Raw genomic sequence first — 21,773 nt, 5'->3', positions numbered from 1 at the left:
CCATCGCGCACGCTGGTCAGGTGGCCAGGAGTGCCCGAACCGTGTCCTCCAGCGGGGTGACCGGGCGGCCGAGCAGCCGCTCGAGGTCGGTCGTCGGCGCGCCGAACTGCGGCAGCCGCAGCAGCGGCAGGATGAACGCCATGGGGCCGGCGTCGTCGTCGGAGATCTCGCGGTGGATGACGGGGGTGCCGGACGCCTCGCTCAGCGCCTGCGCCAGCTCCGGGTAGGTCCAGCCCGGGCCGCGCAGCTCGTAGACCGCGCCCTCGTGCCCGTCGCCGGTCAGCACGGCGCTCGCCGCCAGCGCGAGGTCGGCGTACGGCGCCGTCACCAGCGGATGCTCGATGCGCGGGGCGGCCAGCTCGCCGGCGGCGGTGGCGGCGGCGAGCAGCTCGGGCCGGACCAGCTCCTCGGTGTAGAACGTGTTGCGCAGGAACGTGTGGGAGAGCCCGGCGTCGCCGATGGCCCGCTCCGTCGCCGTGTGGTCGGCCAGGAAGCTCTGCGCGTCCTCGGCGGTGATGGCGCTGGTGTAGACGACGTGGCCGACGGAGGCCTTCGCGGCGGCGTCGACGACGTGGGTGTGCTGGCGGGCCCGCACGCCCGGGGTGGTGTCCGACGCCGAGACGAACAGCAGCCGGTCGGCACCGGCGAACGCGCGCTCGAGGCTCGCGGGGTCGTTGTAGTCGGCCCGGCGCACCCCGACGCCGCGGTCCGCGAACGGCTTCGCCTTCTCGGGGTGGCGCGCGACGACGGCGACCTCGGCGGCCGGCACCCTCGTGAGCAGGTCCTCGACCACGACGGGCCCGAACCGCCCGGTCGCCCCGGTCAGCACGATCATGTCTGTCTCCCTTTCGCTGGGTCTGTTCCCACAACGAAAGCGACGTTACGCTGGAGGCTCACCTGCGGAAAGTACGTACCTTCAGGTAACTAAGGGAGGCCGATGTGAGCGTCGAGGTCAGCGCCGGTCTACAGGCGCTCGATGGTGACGTGTTCGACACGAACTGCCCGTCGCGGGGCGTGCTCGACCACGTCACGAGCCGCTGGGGCGTCCTCGTGCTGGCGGCCCTGGTGGAGCGGCCCATGCGTTTCAGCGAGCTGCACCGCCGCATCGGCGGGGTCAGCCAGAAGATGCTCGCGCAGACGCTGCGCGCCCTGGCGGCCGACGGGTTCGTCGACCGCCTGGTCACGCCGGCCGCGCCGCCGCAGGTGACCTACCGGCTGACGGCGCTCGGCGACCAAGTGGCCGGCCACGTCGTCGGGCTGGTGGGCTGGATCGAGCGGCACCTGCCCGACATCCTGGCCGCGCGTGAGGCGGAGCCGGTGGGTTCCTAGTCCTTCTCGTCCTCGTCCTCGGCGGCGGTGTCCTCGGCGGAGGGGTTGCCCGGCGACGGCGTCTCGGGCGGCACCGGGGGCGTCGTCGGGTTGCCGGGCGACTGCGTGCCGGACTCGTCCGGAGACTTCGTGGGGTTGCCCGGCGACCCGGTGCCGGGTGCGTATGGCGGCGACGTCGGGTTGCCCGGCGACTGCGTGCCTTCGTGTTCGCTCATGGGTGTTCCCCCTTTCGCCCCGCCGGTACCCCGACGGCACCGGTCGAAACGCCCCGGCCAGCCCTCCAACCCCAGAATGATCACGTTCACCACGAAATCCCGTGCCGCACTACGCCTACAGGGGTGTTGGCGCTCGGACAATCGTGGTGGTGTGCGCGGCAACCGCTTTCCTGTCGTCCAGGTAGGCCCCTCATGAGGACTTCCCGAGCCTCAACACGATTGCACGCGTAGTGCGGCACGGGATTTCGTGGTGAACGTGATCATTTCAGAGGGGGCCGCGGCGTTCCTGGTCGCGGAAGCGGCTGGGCGGCATGCCGACCCGGCGGGTGAAGATGCGCGTGAAGTAGCCGGGGTCGTCGTAGCCGGTGCGGGCGGCGACGGCGACGACGGGCAGGTCGGTGGTGGCCAGCAGCTCCTTCGCCCGCGTGAGCCGGGCCCGCAGCACGAACTCCTTGGGGCTGCAGCCGGCCGCCCGCCGGGTCGTCTCGCGCAGCGCCGTCTCGGTCATGCCGAGCGTCCGGGCGTGGGCCGCGACGGTCACCGGGAGGCAGGCGTCGCGCAGCAGCACGGCCAGCACGGGAGCATCCAGAACGGGGTCGGGGACGGCCGCGCGGCGGGTGGCGAGGATCAGCTGGTGCAGCGCGGCCGCCGCGAGCACGTCGGTCGAGGGGTCGTCGGGGCGGCAGGCGCGGGCCAGCGCGCCGAACGCCACGTCGAGTGCGGCGGTGTCGGCGACGGTGCTCACCGGCTCGTCGCGAGGGACGTAGCCCAGATCCTGGTAGGCGCGGGCGGCCGGGCCGTCGAACAGTGCCCACCACTCGTTCCAGCCGCCGGCGTCCGGGCCGTAGCCGTGCTCGACGCCGGGGAGCAGCCAGAACAGGGTCGGCGCGACGAGCTCCAGCTCGCGCTCACCCCACCGCAGCCGCCCGGTGCCGCGGGACAGGAACACGACGGCGTAGCAGTCCAGCGTGCGGGCGGGCAGCGTCGCCACGCGCCCGGCCGTCGTGCCCACGCCGAGGCAGACCAGGCCGAGCCGCCGGTGCCGCGAGTCGGGTGTGAGGTACCGCGTCCACGATGCGACGCCGTTCATGACTCCAGAGCGTAGAGCTCCGTCGCCGTCGCGCCCGTCACCTGTGCCAGTTCGGCGGCCGGGAGCGGCCCGAGCAGCCGGCGCAGGGTCTCGGCGGGCGCCGGGTACGGCTCGACGTCGAGGACGTGCGGGAAGTCGGTGCCCCAGAGCAGACGCGCCGGGCCGAACGCCCACCAGCAGGCCCGGACCAGCGGCGCCAGGTCGGCGTACGGCGGGCCGGTCGCGGACAGCGCGTACAGCCCGGACACCTTGACCCACACGTTCGGCAGCCGCGCCAACGCCGTCAACGCGGCCAGGCCGTCCGCATCCGAGGCGCGGCACCGGCCGAGGTGGTCGACGACGACGCGGACTTCCGGATACCGGGCCGCGAGGGCGGCCACCGACGTCAGCTCCGACGGCTCGACCAGCAGCCCCACGACGAGCCCGAGGTCCGCCGCGGCCCGCCAGATCGCCGCGTCGTCCGACGGCCCGACGAGCCGGAGGCCGCGGTACCCGGGCACCGTCGCGACCAGCTCCCGTACGGCATCGGCCGCCCCCGGGCCGGGCGAGGCCAGGCAGACCCCGGCGACCCGGCCGGGCGAGGCGGCCAGCACCGACGACAGGTACGTGTGGTCCGTCCCGTACACCCGCGACTGCACCAGGACGGCGGCATCGACGCCGGCCGCGTCCATGAAGCCCAGCAGCTCCGACGAAGGCCGCGCCGACGACGGCGACGGCACTCCGTCGGCCGGGGCATAGGGGCCGGCCGACCAGACGTGGGCGTGCGCGTCGACGATCATGGCGCCGGCAGCACCAGCCGGCCGCGGTCGGCCGCCAGCCGACCGCCCTGGAAGACGAGGTGCGGCCGTTCCAGCGACGAGAGGTCGGTGACGAGGTCGCCGTCGAGCACCACGAGGTCGGCGACCGAGCCGGGCGTCAGCGTGCCGTAGTCCGGGCCCAGCTCCAGCGCCGACGCGGCCAGTCCGCCGGCCCGCCACACGACGTCCTCGGCGGGCAGGCTCCAGAGCTTCGCGGCGGCGGCGAGCAGCCCGGGGAACTCGCGCACCCGCGGGCCGTGCTCGTCGCTGGTGAAGAACGCGCGCCTGGCCAGGCCCAGCCGGGTGAGCAGCTCCCAGCGGTCGACGGGGAGGTCGGGCCGGTCGTCGAGGTCGCCGTCGTAGTCGGCCAGCGGCACCATGGCGGCGGGCAGGTTGAGGTCGACGTAGGCGCCGCGGGCGACCAGGTCGGCGGCGACGTCGGGGTCGGCGTCGATGTGGCCGGACTCGGCGGCCAGGAAGTTGGCGTGCGCGATGATCCGGACCCCGGCGGCGACGGCGTTGCGGATGCCCTCGGTGGCGTTGCAGTGGGCGACGACGTGCAGCCCGAACCGCTCGGCCTCGGCGACGGCCGCGGCCAGCTCATCGACGGTGTACTGGGCCCGGTGCCGGTTGGAGTGCGGGTCGGACGAGCCGCCGGTCGCGACGATTTTGACGGCGTCGGGCCGCCGGTGCGCAAGCCGCCGGATCGCCAGGCGCAGCTCGTGCGCGGTGTCGGCGGTGACGCCCAGGTAGTCGGCGTGCCCGCCCGTGGTCGTGAGCAGCGGCCCGCAGGCCAGCAGCCGCGCGCCGGCGACCAGCCCGGTGTCGAGCAGCCGGCGCAGCTCGAGCGTGACCCCGCCCGCGGCGCCGGCGTCGCGCAGTGTCGTGACGCCTGCGGCCAGCGCCACCTGCACCGACGCCAGCCCGAGCGCGGCGTGCTGCGACGGCACCTGCGAGGCGACGTCCCAGCCGGGATCGCCGGCACGGGTCTGGGTGACGTGCACGTGCCCGTCGATCAGGCCCGGGATCAGGGTCTGGCCGCGGCAGTCCCACTGCTGGGCGTCGCGGGCGCCCGGCAGCACGGACACCTCCGAGGCGCGCCCGGCCGCCACGACGCGTCCCGACTCGACCAGCACGGCGGCGTCGAGGACCGGCCGGGAGCCGGTGCCGTCGACGAGCCGTCCGGCGCGGAAGAGGTGTGCCGTCATCGGGCCGACACGGTACCGGACCGGCGCCGGACGGCGTCGAGCACGGCCTCGGGCTGGGCGAACAGCGCGGGCAGCCCGCCGGTGTGCACGAACACCGGCGTCCGGTCCGCCGCGATCGACCCGTCCCTGATCAGCCGGAGCAGCCCGGCCATGCCCTTGGCGGTGTAGACGGGGTCCAGCAGCAGCGCGTCGGCGCGGGCGCACAGGGCGATGGCGTCCCACGCGGCCTCGCTGGCGATGCCGTAGCCGGGCGGGCCCTCGTCGATGATCGCGAAGTCGCCCGGCCGCAGCGGACTCGACAGCCCGACCATCGCGGCGGCGTCGCGGGCCAGCGTCGCCAGCCGCTCCGGCACGGTCGTCGCGTCGTCGCCCACCCACGGCCGGCAGGTGACGCCGGTGACCTGCCAGTCCAGCCCGAGCAGGGTGGCGGCGAGCTGCAGCCCGGCGGTCACCGACCCCTCGGAGGTGGCGACGACGGCGGCCCGCTCGACCCCGCGCGCGGCCAGCTGGCCGGCCAGCTCCGCGGCGCAGGCGAGGTAGGCGAGCAGGCCGAGCGGGTGCACCGACGAGTGCAGCACGTAGGGCTTCCGGCCGGCGGCCCGCAGCTCCTCGGCCAGCTCGTCCATGAACGCCGACGCCGCGAACCGGTCGGTCATGAACGGGTCGCCGTCGAACCAGCGGATGTCGGCGCCGACCAGCTCGGTGATCAGCCGGTTCCCGCTGGGGCCGGGGTCGGACGCGCCGGTGCGCAGGACGATGACGGGGTCCAGGCCGGCCTTGCGGGCGGCCGCCGCGCACAGCCGGGCGTGGTTGGACTGCGCCGCGCCGCCGCCCCCGACGAACACGTCGCAGCCCTGCTCGACGGCGGCGCCGGTGAAGTACTCGAGCATGCGCACCTTGTTGCCGCCGAACGCGAGCCCGGTCAGGTCGTCGCGCTTGACCAGGATCGACGGCAGGCCCAGCGCGGCGGCGAGCCCGGGCAGCTCCTGCAGCGGCGTGGGCGTGACCGCGAGCGGGACGCGCGGCAGCCGGTCGAGGGCGGCGGTGAGGTCGGCGGTGGTGATCACGGGGTGATGCCTTCCCTGTCGGTGACGATGACGTCGGCGTCGGAAGCGGCCCAGACCAGCTTCACCGACCGCTGCGGGGTCACGTACTCCAGCGCGTACTCGCCCGATCGCGGCGAGCCGTGCACGTGCACGTCGCCGGTGAGCAGCACCGGGCGCAGCTCCTTGTACAGGGCGACGGCGTCAGCTGCGGCCTTGCGCCGGGCGGCGTCCCAGGTGCCGAGGTCGGCGCCGAAGCCCAGCACACCGGCCATCGACGTGACCAGCCGGAACCCGTCGGACACGGGCTCCGGGAACCGCGACCCGGGCAGGTCGGTGACCCAGCCGCTCATGAGGTGCGCCCCGAACGCTCGGAGGAAGCCGTCCTGGATGACCAGCCGGTCGCGCGGCCCGGTCTCGTCGCTGGTCCACACGACGTCGGCCAGCTCCGCGACCGCCGTATCCACCCGCCCGCCCCCACCCGCGCAGGCCTCCACCGTCACGTGCGGGAACTCGTCGCGCAGCAGCCGCAGCAGGCCGTAGTAGCCCTCGGTGTGCGCGACCGACCACTCCGAGTCCGCCGGACCGGGGTCGGTGATGGGCCGGTTGAGGTCCCACTTGAGGTAGGTGATCGGCAGCTCGGTCAGCAGCCGCCGCAGCACGCCCGCCAGATGCGAGCGCACCGCCGTCAGCCCGAGGTTCAGCACCGTCTGGTGCCGCATGGTGACCAGCGGCCGGTCGCCGACTCGATACACCCAGTCCGGGTGCGCGCGGTAGAGGTCGCTGTCGAGGTTGACCCCCTCCAGCTCGACCCAGAGCCCGAACCGCATGCCGAGCTCCGTCACGGCCGTCGCCAGCGGCAACAGGCCGTCCGGGAACGCGTCGCGCCGCACCGTCCAGTCGCCCAGCCCGGACCGGTCCGACGAGCGGGTGCCGAACCAGCCGTCGTCGATGACGAACGCCTCGACGCCCAGCTCCGCCGCGGTTCGCGCCAGCTCCAGCTGGTGGTCCGCACGCAGGTCGAACCGAGTCGCGAACCAGGAGTTGTAGACGATGGGGCGGTGGTACGGATCGGTGGCGCGCGGGTTCACCAGCCGCTGGTGCCGGTGCCACGCGCGCGCCACGCCCCACTCGCCGTCGGGGCTCCACACGCCCCACGACCGCGGGGTGGTGAAGGTCCGGCCGGGCGTGAGCCGGACCGTCGTCGTCTCGTCGTCGATGCCGGCCGACACCCGCAGCAGCCCGCCCGGGTCGGCCTCGGCGGCGATGGTCCACGAGCCGCTCCACGCCAGCTGGACGCCGAACGCGTCGGCCCGCCCGGGGACGGTGACGGTCATGGCGGGGGCGTGCAGGTGCCCGGTGACGCCGTACCGGCTGCCGATCTGCAGCACGCCCTGCCGCAGCGGTACGGCCTCGGGGCCGAACTCGTGGCTCCACGACCCGGCCGGGTAGTGCAGTACCGCGCCGTCGGGGGCGTGCACGGACCACGCCGCGCTGAGCACCCGGCCCAGGCGCACCTCGTGGTCCGTGCTGACGTTGCGGACGTCGACCCACCGCTCCACGACGTCGGAATCCGGCCGCACGAGCACGTGCTGGACCAGCTCGAGCCGCCCGGTGTCGTCGCGGAACAGCACCGCCAGCTCCGTCGCCGACTGCTCGTGCGAGACGTACGTCCAGACCGCGCCGCTCAGCCCGTCGTCGTGCTCGACCAGCAGCTCGCTGCGGTGCACGTGCCGGGTGCCGTTGGAGGCGTACTCCAGCGGCGCGAGGTCGGCCGGCGTCTCGTACGAGTACCGGATGGCCGGCTTGGGCCACGGCCCGGTCGCGCCGCCGGCCGCGCCCCAGTACTCGAGCGCGAGGGCCTGCGGCGAGCCGGTCTCGCCGAACAGCCCGACGACGTACTCCGAGGTCGCGGTGCGGAGGGTCCAGTGCACGTCAGAGGCCTCCGGCGACGGGTCCGAAGCTCCGCCCGGACAGCGGGACGGGGTTGCCCTGCAGGTCCTGCTGGCGGTGCGGCAGGTCGTACGACGGGGCGGAGTGGTAGCCGGCCGACGTGGGCAGCAGCCGGCCGGTGATGATCCGGGCGGTCGCCGCCAGTGTCGCGGCGCCGTCCGGCGTGCCGCGCACGGCCCGGTAGGTGAACGTGTTCTCGTCGATGACGTCCTCGACGAAGAACGCGCCCTCGAGGCCCTTGGCCGGCGCCGTCACGCCGCTGACGATGACCTTGCCGCCGGAGCGCAGCCCGTGCCCGCCGGACACCGTCACCGTCGCGAACCCGTCCGCGACGGACAGCGCGGTGATCCCCGGCTCCGCGAAGGCCTCCTGCACGTCGACGGCGTCGGTGTCGGCGACGTTGCCGGGACCGCCGAGGCGCCCGCCGGTGTCGGCGGCGAGGTCACCGGGCGCACCCGGAGCGGCCGCGGACACCTGCGCCGCCGTGTAGTTGCGCTGCACCCCGTTGGCGTACACCGCGACCAGCCGCTGCGACGAGTTGGCCCGCTGCGCCCAGTGGTTGACGTCCAGCGGCTCCGGCACGACGTCGCCGAACACCGTCGGGAACGTGGCGCCGGGCGTCGCGACGTCGGCCTCGATGCGCAACAGCTCGCTCTTGCCGGCCAGCGTGCAGCCACGCAGCCGAGTCAGCCGGGCGAAGTAGCGCATGACCAGCCCGGTGAGGTCGGCCGTCAGGGGCGGCTGCGACGCCGTCGGCACCAGGAACGTCGAGAAGCTGCGGGTGTTCGCGGTGCCGTTGATGGCGTACCAGCCGTCGCGGACCCGCCAGGTGCCGTTGAACGCGGCCGACGGCCCGGTCAGCCCGCCGAACTGGAACGACGCGCCCGGGCCGAGGTAGACCTCGGTGCCGTCCCATTGCACCGTCGCGAGCACGTGCTCGACGCCGTCGACGACCTCGGTCACCGAGGGGTCGACGGTGAGCGCCTTGGCGCTGGCCGCCAGCGTCGAGTTGCCGCGGAACGACATGCCGCGGACGGTACTGGTCGTGCTCGACCCGTGGAAGGCACAGTGGGTGAACGCGTGGTCGCCGGTGATGGCCAGGAACGGCAGCGTCTGCGCCGGGCCGGAGTCGTTGTAGAACAGGTCGAACGCGAACGAGTGCGGCTGGCCGTTGTAGTGGGTGAGCACCACGCCGCCCGCGGTCTGCGTCTTGCCGTACCACATGGTCCGCTCCGACGTGACTCGCGGCCGGAACTCCTGCACGTCCATGACCTGCTTGGTCGTCATGACGTTCGACACCGCGCAGCTCTGGAACGTGATGGCGCGCGAGTGGCCCTGGATGGTGATGGCCGGGCCCTGCTTGGCCGACGGCTGTGGGGTGTCCTGCCAGATCCAGGTGTCGACGAAGGTGACGTCGGCGCTCTTGACGTCGACGACGTTCGCCCAGGCGCCCCGGCTCAGGCGGCTGCGGCCGGGCTTGGTGCCGACGACGCGCACGTGCGAGTCCGGGTGGACGTTGCCGCCCAGCTGCATGACGTCCTGGCCCGCGTTGTCCAGCTCGCAGTCGGTCAGGGTGACGTCCATCAGCTCGTACCGGCTGCCCAGCAGCGCCGTGTACGCCGTCGCCGGGTTCGCCGTGGCGTACACGTAGAGGGTGTCGCCGTCGACGAACCAGTCCTCGGGGCCGGTCACGTCCGCGAGGCTCGGCTGCGGGGCGACGTAGCGGCGCGACGGGAAGTCCATCCAGTCGCGGATCAGGTGGTTGCCGGCGGGCGAGCCGAGCGCCGTCAGGTCGCGCCGCCACACGCCGCCGCCGAGGTCGGTCCAGTCGGTCGTCACCCCGCGGACGCTGGTGAACCCGGAGCCGGCGATGAGCAGGCAGTGCTCGCCGTTGATCAGGCTGGACCCGCCGTCGAGGCTGCGCACGCGGGTCAGCTTGTAGGTGCCGCCGTAGTTGAGCTGGATGTTCGTGGCGGCGCAGAACTGGGCGGTGACGTCGATGAGCGTGGCGCTCGCGCGCAGCTGGATGTTGCGGCGGGCGCCGCGGATCACCAGGTTGCGGACGGTGAGCCCGGCGGCCGACGGCGCGTCGCGGGGGTCGTCGGGCGGCCCGGTGTAGAGGCCGATGTCGAACCGCGGGCCGAGGCTCTGCGGCACGTACTGCAGGTCGTCGTAGGTCTCGGCCGGGTTGCCGGCGGAGTGGACGTAGAGCGTGCTGGTGGCGATGGTGAAGGCGTAGTCGCCGGGCGCGACGACCTCGGCGACGGTGGGCCGGATGTAGTTGCCGGCCGCCCCGTTCAGCACCAGCATGAACCCGCTCCAGCCGCCGGCCGGCGTGGGGAGGGTGCGGAACCAGCGGTCGGCGGTGCCGTCCCGGGTCCAGTCGGCGGGCGTGCCGAGGCAGCCGGCCAGCAGGTCGATGACGGGGTCCGGGCCGCGGCCGTACGCCTTCACCGTCGTGCCGGCCGCCTTGCCGGTGAGGTCGAGCGGGGTATGGAAAACACTGTGACGCTTCAGATTCAGGGTGTCGCCGGCGCGCATCGCGGCGACGGCGGCGGGCAGCGTCGCGAACGGCTGCTGCAGGTTGCCCGAGCCGCTGTCGTCGCCGTCGGCGCTGTCGACGAAGTACGACCGCGGGTTCGGGGTGGTGGTGGCGACGGCGGGGACGCGGCCGGCGAGCGGCGCGACCGCGACCGCGCCGAGGCCGGAGCGCAGGACCGTGCGGCGGGAGAGAACCATCGAGGTCTCCTTCGGAGGATTCAGTCGACGACGGGGCCGAAGCTGCGGCCGGTCGCGGGGACGGTGATGCCCTGCAGGTCCTTCTGGCCGGCGGGCAGGGAGTAGCTGGGGGCGCTGCGCCAGCCCGCCGACGTCGACAGCGGCTTGCCGGAGAGCATCTTGGCCGCGCTCAGCGTGGCCGCGCCGTCGGGGACGCCGCGCACGGTGCGGTAGGTGAACGTGCTGGGGTCGATCACCTGCTCGACGTAGAACGCGCCCTCGAGGCCGGTGGCCGGCGCCGTCACGCCGCGGATGATGACCTTCTTGCCGCGGACCAGGCCGTGCCCGGGCGCGGTGACGGTGGCGACCTCGTTGCTGACGGTGATGGCGGTGACGTCCGGCTCGGCGAACGCCTCCTGGACGTCGGCGGTGTCGGTGTCGGCGCGGTTGCCGGTGCCGCCCCACTTGCCGCCGGTGGCGGTGTCGAGGGTGCCGTCGGTGATGACCTGGGCGGCGGTGTAGCTGACGGTCCCGCTCCCGTTGCCCAGGGTGACCAGGCGCTGCGTGGAGTTGCCCCGCTGCGCCCAGTAGTTCTCGTCGAGCGCGTTCGGGACCATGTCGTCCCAGTCGATCGGGAACGCCGCGTTGGCGGTGCCGACCTGGGCGTCCATGCGGATGATCTCGGTCTTGCCCGAGAACGTGCAGCCGCGCAGCTGGTTCAGCCGGGCGAAGTAGCGCATGACCAGGCCGGTGAGGTTCGCCGTCGTGGGCGGGGCGGACGCCGTCGGCACCAGGAAGGTCGAGAAGCTGCGGGTGTTGGACGTACCGTTGATCGCGTACCAGGCGTCGCGGACCCGCCAGGTGCCGTTGAACGCCTTGGAGGGGCTGGTGGGGTCCAGCCCGCTGATCAGGAACGACGCGTTCGGGCCGAGGTAGATCTCGGTGCCGTCCCACTGGATGGTGGCCAGGTTGTAGGTGACGCCGCCCTCGGTGATGACGGTGGACGTGTCACAGGTGAGCGCCGTGAGGTTGGTGGCGAACGTCGAGTTGCCGCGGTAGTGCATGGCCCGGACGGTGCTCGACATGCTGTTGGAGTGGAACCCGCAGTGCGTGAACAGGTGGTCGCCGGAGATCGCGACGACCGGCAGCCCCTGCCCGGCGCGCGCGTCGTTGTAGAACAGGTCGAACGTGTAGCTGTGCGGCTGGCCGTTGTAGTGGCTGAGCACGACGCCGGTGCCGTTGGTGTTCTTCGAGTACCACATGGTGCTCTGCGAGGTGATCTTCGGGACGAACTCCTGCACGTCCATGGTCGGCTTGCCGGTCAGCATGTTCGAGACCGTGCAGCTGGTGAAGTCGACGTCGCGGGTGTGGCCCTGGATCGTGACGGTCGGCCCGATCCGGTTCGACGGACCCGGCGTGTCCTGCCAGATCCAGGTGTTGCTGAACGTGACGTTGCCGCTCTTGATGTCGACGGCGTTCTCGAGGCCGCGGCTGATCCGGCTCAGACCGGGGACGGTGGCGCCGACGGTGACCTGCGAGTTCGGGTGCACGTTGCCGCCGAGCTGGAACGCGTCCTCGCCGGCGTAGTCGAACTCGCAGTCGCTGAGGTTGGCGTTGATCAGCTCGTACCGGCCGCCGAGCAGGACGGTGTACGCCGAGGCCGGGTTCGACGGCGCGTAGACGGTGAGCACGTTCGTCGCGGACAGGTGCCAGTCCTCCGGACCGGTGACCGCCCCCGCCGAGGTCTGCGGCGGCGTGAACCGGCGGGACGGGAAGTCCATCCAGTCGCGGACGAGGTGCGCCCCGGCCGGAGAGCCGAGGCCCGAGATGTCCCGCTGCCAGCGGTTGCTGCCCAGGCTGGTCCAGTCGGCGACGACGCCCTTGACGTTGGTCGACCCGGACCCCGCGAACAGGATCGTGTGCTCGCCGCTGACCAGCCCGGACCCGGCGTCGTAGGCACGCACGCGGGTCAGCGTGTAGGTGCCGCCGTAGGAGATGGTGATGCCGGTGCTGGCGGAGAACTGCGACACGACGTCGGTGAGGGTCGCGCTGGCGCGCAGCTGGATGTTGCGCCGCGCGCCGCGGACCACCAGGTTGCTGACGCTGCAGCCGGCCGCCGCCGTGGCGTTGCGCGGGTCGTCGGGCGGGCCCATGAACAGCCCGATGTCCATGCGCCCGCCGGCCGTCTGCGGCGGGTACTGCAGCGTGCTGAACGCCGACGCCGGGTTGGTGGCCGACTGCACGTAGAGCGTGCTGGTCGTCGTGTTGAAGTGGTAGTCGCCGGGCGCGGTGACGGCGGCCGCGCTGGTCTTGATGTAGTTGCCGGCCTTGCCGTTGATGACCAGCAGGAAGCCGCCCCAGCCGCCGCTCGGGGCGGGCAGGGTGCGGAACCAGCGGGCGGCCGTGCCGTCCTGGGTCCAGTCGCCGGTCGCGCCCTTCGCGTTGGCGAGCAGGTCGATCACCGGGTCGTTGCCGCTGCCGTACGCCTGCACCGTCGTGCCGGCGGCCTTGTTCGTGAGGTCGAGGCGCTCGGTGAAGACGCTGCCGCGGCGCAGGTTCAGCGTGTCTCCGGCGGCCATCACGAGGAGTGCCTTGCCCAGGGTCTTGAACGGGGCGCCGCTGCTGGTGCCGGCGTTGGTGTCGAACCCGTTCTGGCTGTCGACGAACCAGGAGGTGGCGAGCAGCCCGGCTGAGGCGCGCAGGCGTCGGTCGAGGGGGAGGATGGCGGCGGCGCCCAGGCCGGTGGCGAGCACGGTGCGACGGGTCGGTTCCATGGCAGCTCCTTCGATGACGGCGGTGTCTCGGCTGCTGATCAGGGGAGATGGACCTCCACGGCCACGGGGAGGTCGAGGACGTGCGGGCCGGCGTGGACGGTGAACGTGCCGGGCTCGGTCGCCCAGCCGTCCGCGGTCCAGTGGGCGAACGCACGGGCGTCGAGCCGGACGGTGACGTCGCGCGTCTCGCCGGCCTCGGCGCGGACGACGGCGTGCCCGGCCAGCCAGCGCACCGGCCGGTCGACGGCGCTCTCGGTGCGGGACAGGTAGAGCTGGACGACGTGCTTGCCGGCGCGCGGGCCGATGTTCGTGACGCCCATGGTGACGTCGACGCCGTCGTCGACGACGGTGGCGGACGCCTCGCCGAGCGACCAGGTCGTGTAACCGAGGCCGGAGCCGAACGGCAGCGCCGGGGTGGCGCCGGCGCGCAGCCAGGCGCGGTAGCCCACGTGGACGCCCTCGTCGTAGGCGAGCGTGCCGTCGACCGGCGTCGTCGACAGCACCGGCACGTCGGCCTGCGCCGCGGGCCAGCTGGTGGGGAGCCGGCCGCCGGGCTCGCGGACTCCCAGCAGCACGTCGGCCAGCGCGTGGCCGAACTCCTGCCCGCCGAACCAGGTCAGCAGCACCGCGGCGACCTCGTCGCGCCAGGGCAGCAGCACGGGGGAGCCCGCGTTCACCACGACGACCGTGCGCGGGTTGACCGCCGCGACCGCCCGGACCAGCTCGTCCTGCCCGGCCGGCAGGTCCAGCGACGTGCGGTCGATGGTCTCGCGCTCGAGCCGCGGGCTGGTGCCGACGACGACCAGCGCGGCATCGGCCGCCCGCGCCGCCTCGACCGCGGCCGCCAGCTCGTCCGCCGGCTCCGCAGTTCCGAGGTCGGTGCCGAGGATCAGCCAGAACGCCGGCTTCAGCTCGCTCGGGTCCGGCAGTTCGACGTCCACCACCAGCTCGACCTCGCGGCCGGCCGTGAGTGAGACCGGGGCCGACGCCGACGGCGGCATGGCCAGGCCGTCGGGCAGTTCGAGCGTCTCGTTCAGCACCGTCGCGCCGTCCACCCGCAACCGGACGCCGCGCACCGCGCACACGCCGAGGTGCGCCGTCGCCGTCGTCGCCGGGAGGTACCGAGTGACCAGCCGCACCGACGCGCCCTGCGGCGGGAGGTCGCGGATGAGGTGGCTGATGTCGGCCGATGTCCTCAACTCGCTGCGGACCACGGCACCGGTGTCGTCGCGGATCTCGACCCGCAGGCCCGGCTCGCCGGACTCCGGGTCGCTCAACCGGTCCAGCGGCAGCGGCGTGATGCGGTCCTGCGCCAGCACACCCAGCGACCACGTGACATCGACGCCCGGCAGCGCGGCCCGCAGCCCGTCCAGCGGCGACACGACGCGCGGCGGCAGCACCAGGGCACTGCCCCCGCCCTGCGTGCTCGGGGCCAGGCCGTGGTGCCCGACGACGGCGACGGAGCGCAGCGCGGCGGGGTCCCAGGGCAGCTCGCCGCCCGGGTTGCGCACGAGCACCGTGCTCTCGGCCGCGACCTCGCGGGCGAGCGCGGCGCCGTCGGGTGCCGTCGGAATCGCGGCGGGGTCGACGGCGGGCGCGAAGCCGTCCAGCGCCCCGGCGCGGGCGGCCAGCCGGAGCAGCCGCAGCACCTTCTCGTCGATCGCCTCCTCGGGCACCGAACCGGCGCGGACGGCGTCGACCAGCGCCTGACCCCAGTAGCCGTCCGGCCCGGGCATCTGCAGGTCGGTGCGGGCCCGTGCCGACGCCTCGGTCGAGTACACCCCGGACCAGTCCGACACGACGACGCCGTCGAACCCCCATTCGTCACACAGAGGCGACGCCAGCAGCGGGTTCTCCGTCATCGGGGCGCCGTTGACGCCGTTGTAGGCGGCCATGACCAGCCACGGCCTCTCGTCGACGACGGTGCGCTCGAACGCGGCCAGGTACAGCTCGCGCAGCGCCCGGCCGGACACGACGACGTCGGCGGTGCGCCGCTCGGTCTCGAAGTCGTTGCCGACGTAGTGCTTGGGGCACGCGCCGACACCCCCGGACTGCACGCCGCGCACGTACGCCGCGGCCAGGTCCGACGTCAGCAGCGCGTCCTCGGAGTAGGCCTCGAAGTGCCGGCCGCCGAGCGGGCTGCGGTGCAGGTTCACCGTCGGGCCGAGCACGACGTGCACGCCCTTGCGCCGCGCCTCGGCCGCCAGCACCGCGCCGAACCGGTACGCCACGTCGGCGTCCCAGGTGGCGGCGAGTGCCGTCGCCGACGGGAGGTTGAGGCTGGGGTCGCGCTCGTCCCAGGTCTCGCCGCGCACGCCGCACGGGCCGTCGGACACGACGACCCGACCCAACCCGATGGCCGGCTCCGGGTGCGTGCTCCACAGGTCCGCGCCGGTGAGCAGGCGGACCTTCTGCTCCAGGCTCAGCTTCCCGACCAGCGGGAGCAGGACGTCATCGGCGGGGGTCATCGGTTCCTCCACGAGGTGACGAGCTCGGCGACGGGCTCGGGCCGGCCGCTGCGGGCGGACGCGATGGCCTGCAGCACCGTGAGGGTGGCGAACAGGCCGTCGACGTGGTCGATGGGCGGCGGGGTTCCGTCGCGCAGGCTCTGCAGGAAGTCTCGGCTCTCCTCGAGGAAGCCGGGCTCGCCGCCGCGGAACACCTGGGGCTCCTGGCCGGCGCGGGCGTAGGTGAGCGTGGTGAGCCGGTCGGTCAGCGTCACCGAGGCGTCCTCGGCGAACAGCTGCAGGAACATCTTGCTGGTCAGCGGCGGCCTGCTGGCGTCGCCCTGCACCCAGCTGCCGGCCGCGCCGCCGTCGAAGCGCACCGTCGCCGTCAGGTTGTCGACCACACCGGACGGCTGGTAGTAGTTCCCGCCCGCCGCGTACACCTCGAGCGGGTCCCGTCCGGACACGAAGCGCAGCAGGTCGGCGGAGTGGCAGCCCTGGCTGAGCACGTTGCCGCCGCCGGTGACGGGGTCGTTGGTCCAGGCGCCGGCCGGCCAGCGGTCGTCCATCATCTGCATCGTCACGACGATGGGGTCCGGGATCAGCTCCCTGGCCTTGCGGACCATGTCGGTGTAGCGCACCTTGAAGCCGACCATGAGCCGCAGGCCGGTCCGCTCGACCGCCTCGCCCACCCGGCGGCAGTCGTCCACCGTCAGCGCCAGCGGCTTCTCGACCAGCACGTGCTTGCCCGCCTCGAGCGCGCGGACGCACAGGTCGGCGTGCGAGTCGTGCTGTGTGGCGATGTAGACGACGTCGACCGACCCGTCGGCGAAGACCTTCTCGGGATCGGCGGTGGCGTACTCGCCGCCGAACTCGCGCGCAAGCTCCTGGGCGCGCTCCTCGGCGACGTCGCAGAACGCGATCGTCTCGACGTCGTCGAGCTGGGCGAGGCAGCCGGCATGGACCCGGCCGAACGCGCCGCAGCCGACGATGGCCGCTCTGAACGACATGGTGTGACCTTCCGGGATGGGGCGGGATCTAGCCCTTGACGCTGCCGAGGGTGATGCCCTTGACGAAGTAGCGCTGCAGGAACGGGTAGACCGCGAGGACCGGCAGCGCGGCGAGGAAGATCTGCGCCGCCTTGTAGGTGCGGTTCGAGATGTCCTGGAGGAGCTCCAGCTCCTCCGGCGAGCGCACGCTCAGGGTGTCCTCGACGACGAGCGTCTGCAGGTAGCTCTGCAGCGGGTAGTTCTCCGGCGAGTTCATGTAGATGATGCCGTCGAACCAGCTGTTCCAGTGCGCCACGATGGTGAACAGCATGATCGTGGCCAGCGCCGGCTTCGACAGCGGCAGGTACACGTTCCACAGCACCCGCCAGTGCCCGGCGCCGTCGACGAACGCCGCCTCCTCCAGCTCGCGCGGGAGCCCGCGGAAGAAGTTGAGCAGCAGGATCACGTTGAACACCGGCACGGCCTTGGGCAGGACGAGCGCCCAGATGCTGTCCAGCAGGCCGGTCGACTGCACCACCATGAACGTCGGGATCAGCCCGCCGCCGAACAGCATGGTGATGACGAAGAACCAGACGTACACCGTCCGGCCGCGCAGGACATGCGACTCCTTGGACAGCGCGTACGCCACCAGGACCGTCAGCACCATGTTCACTGTCACGCCGAGCACGACCCGCTCGACGCTGGTGCCGAACGAGCGCAGGAACTGCGGGTTGCTGAACGCGTACTCGTAGGCGGCCGTGGTGAACTCCACCGGCCACAGGACCACGCGCCCGGTGCTCGCCGCCGCGCTGGAGCTGAAGGACAGCGCCAGGATGTGCAGCAGCGGGAAGAGGCACAGCAGCGCCAGGAGCCCCAGCAGGACGTAGTTGACGACGACGAACACACGGCGGCTGTCGACGCGTTTGGCCGTGGCGACGGGCATGGTGGCCTCCTCTCAGAAGATCCGGTAGCGGGCGAAGCGGTAGGCCAGGAAGTACGAGAGGCCGATGAACAGCAGTGACACCACGCTCTTGAACAAGCCGACGGCGGCCGCCGCGCTGTACTGGAAGTCGATGAGGCCCAGCCGGAAGACGAAGGTGTCGATGATGTCGCCGCTGTCGTAGACCTGCGGGCTGTACATCACGAAGACCTGCTCGAACCCGGCGTTCAGGACGTTGCCCAGGCTCAGCGTGGCCAGCAGCACGATGATCGGCGCCATGCCCGGCAGCGTGATGTGCCACGTCTGCCGCAGCCGCCCGGCCCCGTCGACCGACGCCACCTCGTACAGCGACGGGTCGATGGCCGTGATCGCCGCGAGGTAGACGACCGTGTTGAAGCCGAACTCCTTCCAGGTGTCCGACACCACCAGCGTGTACGGGAACCAGTCGTTGTCGCCCAGGAAGTAGATCGGGTCGACGCCGAAGATCCCCAGGAACTGGTTCACGATGCCGTTCGACGGCGACAGGACGTCGATCAGGATGCCGCCCAGGATCACCCACGACAGGAAGTGCGGCAGGTAGATGACGGTCTGGACGCTACGCCGGAACGCCGCCTTGCCGACCTCGTTCAGCAGCAGGGCCGTGAGCAGCGGCGCGATCAGCCCGGCCACGATCTTCATGCTGGCGATGAAGATCGTGTTCCAGACCACCTGCCGGGTGTCGGGCAGGCTGAGGACGAACTCGAAGTTGTCCCAGCCGACCCACTCGGAGCCGAAGAACCCGAACGCCGGCACGTAGTCCTGGAACGCCATCACGATGCCGACCATGGGGCCGTACTCGTAGATGACCACCAGCACGATCGCCGGCAGCAGCATCAGGTGCAGCGGCCGCGAGCTGACCCGGCTGCGACGCCGTCGCCGCTTCGGAGGTGCCGGGGGGCTCGGCTCGTGGCCGGCCGCCCGGCGCTCCTGGGTCTCGGTCACGCCTGCTGCGCGCGCCACTCGTTGACCTCGTCGGTGACCTGGTCGCCGCCGATGCTCTTCCACTCCTCGACGAACGCGTCGAAGTCGTCGACGGACGACGTGCCCTGGATGATCTTGACCAGCGTCTCGGCCTCGAGGCTGTCCATGCTGGACTTGCGCTGCGACATCGTGCGCGTGGGTACCCCGTAGAACTCGTTGGACATGTACCGGTCCTCGGTCCGGTAGAGGTCCTGGACCGCCCGGCCGCAGTTGGGGCCGTAGTAGCCGACGTAGCCGCGGTACTGCACGCCGGTGAACGGCTGCCCGTCGAGGATCGGCTTGATCTGGCCGTACCAGAACCGCGGCTCCGGCCGGTAGCTCGCCAGGTCCGGGTTCGGCTCGTCCAGCAGCTTGGTGACGGTGAGGTAGGCGTCGGTGTTCTTGTACGCCCGGTAGGTGGCGATCTTGTTGAGCGTCCAGAAGTTGGGCTCGACGCCGTCGGAGATGAACGCCGTCTGCACCTCGTCGGACGGGGTGAAGTAGAAGGTCTCGATGAAGAAGTCGAGCATCTTCAGCAGCGCCTCGGGGTGCTCGTAGCCCTTGCGGACGACCCAGTAGCCGCCGCCGCTGCGCACGTTCGGCTGGTTCACCTGGACCCGCGCGACGTCGCCGTCGATGGACAGGCAGGGGATCGCGATGACCTCGGCGTCGGGGTAGGAGTCCTTGAGCACGTCGGTGCCGCTGGTCGCGGAGCCGCGGCCCTGCAGGATGCCGACGCGGCCGGTGCCCCAGTCCTCGAAGAGGGTCTCCTCGGTGATGGTGCCGAGCTCGGGGTGCAGCAGGCCGGCCTGGTACATCTCCTGCAGCCGGCCCAGCGCCGCCTTCATCTCCGGCTGGATGCTGCCGTAGGCGAGCTCGCCGTCCTTCTCGATCCAGATGCCCCGGTAGGCGTGGTAGCCGTTCCAGAACGCCTCGAGGTAGGCGAGGTCGCGCGGCCCCTGCGGCGCCACGGCGATGCCGTAGCGCCCGGGCGTGCCCTGGCCGTCGGGGTCCTGCGTGGTGAACGCCTCGGCGACGGCGATCAGGTCGTCCAGCGTCTCCGGCACGTCCAGGCCGAGGTTGTCCAGCCAGTCCTTGCGGATGAACCAGAGCGGCGCTTGCTCCTTCTGCTCGGTGAACGGCAGCGCCATGAGCTTGCCGTCGTAGACCGCCGACTGCAGCGGGATGGGGCCGCCCTCGAGGATGGTGGCGCGCACCTTGTCCGACGCGTGCTCGCGGAAGACGTCGGCGAGGTCCTCGACCAGGTCGGCGCGGACCAGCTGGTCGAGCTGGGCCTGCGTGGCCTCGAAGAAGTCCGGCAGGTCGCCGGAGCCGATCATCAGGTTGACGCGCTGCTCCCACTGCGACTGGTCGACGGCGAACTGCGTCGTGACCTTGATGCCGTGCTTGCTCTCGTAGGCCCGCGTCCAGATGTTGTCCTCGATCGAGTCGCCGTCGGGGAACTTCACCGGCGTGCTGGTGCGGGTGATCGTCGAGATGTCGATCGGCGGGTCGAACGCGTCGTCGGCCTTCGCCATCCACTGCTCGACCGTCATCTGCTGCTGGTCGGCCGGGATCATGTCCTCCGACAGGTTCGCGACCTGGTCGGCCGGCACCTCGAAGAACTCCGAGCCGAGGCCCTCGCCCGCGCCGCCGTCCGACCCGGACCCGCCGCCGTTCGAGCACGCCGAGATGAGCCAGGGGGCGAGGCCGGCGGCGCCGACGAACGCGGCGCCCCGCAGGAACATCCGGCGGTCGAAGCTGCCGGACGCGATGTGCTGTCCCATCAGTTCTCCTCCTCCGTCATGAGCAACTCGCCGTTCGCTCGGGCCCGCGTCTCGTGGTATTCGCGCAGGGTGTCGGCGTCGGGCGGATACGTGCCGCGCAGCGGCGAGCCGCCGCGGATCTTCGCCTGGATGAACTCCTCCAGGCGTTCTTGGTCGTGGGCCGGCAGCGCGATGACCGGCACCAGGTGGCGGGGGATGCAGACCACGCCGTCGGTGTCGCCCACCAGCACGTCGCCGGGGTAGACGGCCACGCCGGCGCAGGCGACCGGCACCTGCAGGTCGACGGCGTGGTGGCGCGCCAGGTTCGTCATCGCCGAGGCGCCCGTGGCATAGACCGGCATGCTGAGCTCGCTGATGCCGGCCATGTCGCGCAGCGTCCCGTCGGTGACGACGCCCGCCGCGCCGCGGACCGCCATGCGGGTGAGCAGGATGTTGCCCGCGGACGCCGCACGGCCGTCGCCGCGGGAGTCCATGACCAGCACCTGCCCGGGGCCGATCTGCTCGACCGCCCGGCGCTGCGGGTGGTCGTAGTCGTCGTAGACCTCGATGACGTCGAGGTCCTCGCGCGCCGGGATGTAGCGCAGCGTGAACGCCTCGCCGATGAGCCGGGGCGCCAGAGGTGTGTGGTTGGCCAGTCCGGCCAGGAACGTGTTGCGCAGCCCGAGCTTCAGCAACTGCGTCGAGATGGTGGCCGTGCTCGCGGACCCGAGCGCGGCCAGATGGGCGGGGTCGAGGCGCTCCTGCAGGTCGGTCATGCCTGCGGCTCCGCGCCGCGGAACATCTCGAGCAGCGTCCGGGTGGCGCCGTCGATGTGCGCGCGCGTGAGGCGTTCGGCCTCCGCGGCGTCGCCGGCCTCGGCCGAGCGGAGCATCGCCTCGTGCTCCGCGGCCTCCTGCTCGAACGTGGCCCGGACCCGCCAGCCGGCCGTCGCCACGAACGCCGTCAGGTCCTGGAGCTGGTCGAGGAAGCCGCACAGCAGGTCGTTGCCACAGCCGGCGTAGAGCTCGCGGTGGAACCGCCGGTTCGCGATGACCAGCGAGGTCGTCTCGCCGCGCCGCCGCAGCGTCTCGGCCTCCTCGAGGGTCTGCCGTGCGGACGTCCAGTCCGGGACGTCGTGCCGCTCGACCGCCAGCCGGACCGCGGCCGGCTCGACGGTGGAGCGCGCGGTGTAGACCTCGCTCACCGTGTGCTCGTCGAGGCGGCGGACGCTGACACCCTGGTAGGCGTTCATCTCCACCAGCCCGGTCGAGCGCAGCAGCTTCAACGCCTCGCGCACCGGGGTCTTCGAGACGCCGAGCATCTCGCCGAGCTCGCGCTCGACCAGTGCCCGGCCGGGCGGCAGCGTGCCCTCGAGGATCGCCCGGCGCAGCGAGTCGTAGACCCGGTCGGCCCGGGACGCGGGCTGCTCGAGCGCGGGGAGCGCCGTCACCTGATCCACCACTCTGTCCTCCTGCGGGTTGCATGCCTGACGTACGACGATCGTG

At 72.5% G+C, this 21,773-nt stretch carries 17 protein-coding genes; 1 reads left to right on the top strand and 16 read right to left on the bottom strand.

What is annotated here, in order from left to right; translation table 11 throughout:
- Positions 1-16 precede the first annotated feature (16 nt).
- Positions 17-835: an NAD(P)H-binding protein gene (locus HD601_RS00335; RefSeq protein WP_184818275.1), complete on the bottom strand. Its 819-nt coding sequence runs from the start codon at positions 833-835 to the stop codon at positions 17-19.
- Between the two features lie 104 nt (positions 836-939).
- Between HD601_RS00335 and HD601_RS00330 the strand changes: the two genes are divergently transcribed.
- Positions 940-1,329 carry a winged helix-turn-helix transcriptional regulator gene (locus tag HD601_RS00330; RefSeq protein ID WP_184818273.1) on the top strand — a complete coding sequence of 130 codons (390 nt, stop codon included), beginning with the start codon at positions 940-942 and terminating at the stop codon, positions 1,327-1,329.
- On the opposite strand, the gene HD601_RS00325 is transcribed toward HD601_RS00330, so the two are convergent.
- The 15 genes from HD601_RS00325 to HD601_RS00255 all read right to left on the bottom strand — a co-directional run bounded on the left by HD601_RS00325 (position 1,326) and on the right by HD601_RS00255 (position 21,727).
- Complete coding sequence (locus HD601_RS00325; RefSeq protein WP_184818271.1) at positions 1,326-1,544, bottom strand: hypothetical protein; 219 nt, start codon at positions 1,542-1,544, stop codon at positions 1,326-1,328. The two genes, HD601_RS00330 and HD601_RS00325, sit on opposite strands and share 4 nt — an antisense overlap.
- 265 nt (positions 1,545-1,809) lie before the next feature.
- On the bottom strand, positions 1,810-2,634 hold the full coding sequence (locus HD601_RS00320) for a helix-turn-helix transcriptional regulator (RefSeq protein ID WP_184818269.1): 825 nt from the start codon (positions 2,632-2,634) through the stop codon (positions 1,810-1,812).
- A complete protein-coding gene (locus HD601_RS00315) occupies positions 2,631-3,413 on the bottom strand; it encodes an amidohydrolase family protein (RefSeq protein WP_184818267.1) in 783 nt (260 codons plus the stop codon). Before HD601_RS00315 ends, HD601_RS00320 begins: the two co-directional genes overlap by 4 nt.
- Complete coding sequence (locus HD601_RS00310) at positions 3,410-4,639, bottom strand: amidohydrolase family protein (RefSeq protein WP_184818265.1); 1,230 nt, start codon at positions 4,637-4,639, stop codon at positions 3,410-3,412. The genes HD601_RS00315 and HD601_RS00310 overlap by 4 nt, the downstream gene beginning before the upstream one ends.
- Positions 4,636-5,706 carry a pyridoxal-phosphate dependent enzyme gene (locus HD601_RS00305; RefSeq protein WP_184818263.1) on the bottom strand — a complete coding sequence of 357 codons (1,071 nt, stop codon included), beginning with the start codon at positions 5,704-5,706 and terminating at the stop codon, positions 4,636-4,638. The genes HD601_RS00310 and HD601_RS00305 overlap by 4 nt, the downstream gene beginning before the upstream one ends.
- The gene (locus HD601_RS00300) at positions 5,703-7,616 is read right to left on the bottom strand and encodes an alpha-galactosidase (RefSeq protein WP_184818261.1); all 1,914 of its coding nucleotides are present in this window, start codon (positions 7,614-7,616) and stop codon (positions 5,703-5,705) included. Before HD601_RS00300 ends, HD601_RS00305 begins: the two co-directional genes overlap by 4 nt.
- A 1-nt stretch (position 7,617) precedes the next feature.
- On the bottom strand, positions 7,618-10,374 hold the full coding sequence (locus HD601_RS00295; RefSeq protein WP_184818259.1) for a hypothetical protein: 2,757 nt from the start codon (positions 10,372-10,374) through the stop codon (positions 7,618-7,620).
- A gap of 20 nt (positions 10,375-10,394) precedes the next feature.
- Complete coding sequence (locus HD601_RS00290) at positions 10,395-13,127, bottom strand: hypothetical protein (RefSeq protein WP_184818257.1); 2,733 nt, start codon at positions 13,125-13,127, stop codon at positions 10,395-10,397.
- A 38-nt stretch (positions 13,128-13,165) separates the two neighbouring features.
- On the bottom strand, positions 13,166-15,595 hold the full coding sequence (locus HD601_RS00285) for a beta-glucosidase family protein (protein ID WP_184818255.1): 2,430 nt from the start codon (positions 15,593-15,595) through the stop codon (positions 13,166-13,168).
- Positions 15,592-16,584, bottom strand: coding sequence for a Gfo/Idh/MocA family protein (locus tag HD601_RS00280; RefSeq protein WP_184818253.1), 993 nt, complete (start codon positions 16,582-16,584; stop codon positions 15,592-15,594). Before HD601_RS00280 ends, HD601_RS00285 begins: the two co-directional genes overlap by 4 nt.
- Before the next feature lie 28 nt (positions 16,585-16,612).
- Positions 16,613-17,506, bottom strand: a complete 894-nt coding sequence (locus HD601_RS00275; RefSeq protein WP_184818250.1) for a carbohydrate ABC transporter permease — start codon at positions 17,504-17,506, stop codon at positions 16,613-16,615.
- A 12-nt stretch (positions 17,507-17,518) separates the two neighbouring features.
- On the bottom strand, positions 17,519-18,376 hold the full coding sequence (locus HD601_RS00270) for an ABC transporter permease subunit (RefSeq protein ID WP_184829290.1): 858 nt from the start codon (positions 18,374-18,376) through the stop codon (positions 17,519-17,521).
- A gap of 104 nt (positions 18,377-18,480) precedes the next feature.
- On the bottom strand, positions 18,481-20,289 hold the full coding sequence (locus HD601_RS00265) for an extracellular solute-binding protein (protein WP_184818248.1): 1,809 nt from the start codon (positions 20,287-20,289) through the stop codon (positions 18,481-18,483).
- Complete coding sequence (locus tag HD601_RS00260; protein ID WP_184818246.1) at positions 20,289-21,044, bottom strand: ribonuclease activity regulator RraA; 756 nt, start codon at positions 21,042-21,044, stop codon at positions 20,289-20,291. The genes HD601_RS00265 and HD601_RS00260 overlap by 1 nt, the downstream gene beginning before the upstream one ends.
- The gene (locus HD601_RS00255; RefSeq protein ID WP_221440417.1) at positions 21,041-21,727 is read right to left on the bottom strand and encodes an FCD domain-containing protein; all 687 of its coding nucleotides are present in this window, start codon (positions 21,725-21,727) and stop codon (positions 21,041-21,043) included. Before HD601_RS00255 ends, HD601_RS00260 begins: the two co-directional genes overlap by 4 nt.
- Positions 21,728-21,773 lie beyond the last annotated feature (46 nt).

It is taken from the genome of Jiangella mangrovi (assembly GCF_014204975.1).
GTDB lineage: Bacteria > Actinomycetota > Actinomycetes > Jiangellales > Jiangellaceae > Jiangella > Jiangella mangrovi.
This window is presented reverse-complemented; position numbering and strand designations above follow the sequence as displayed.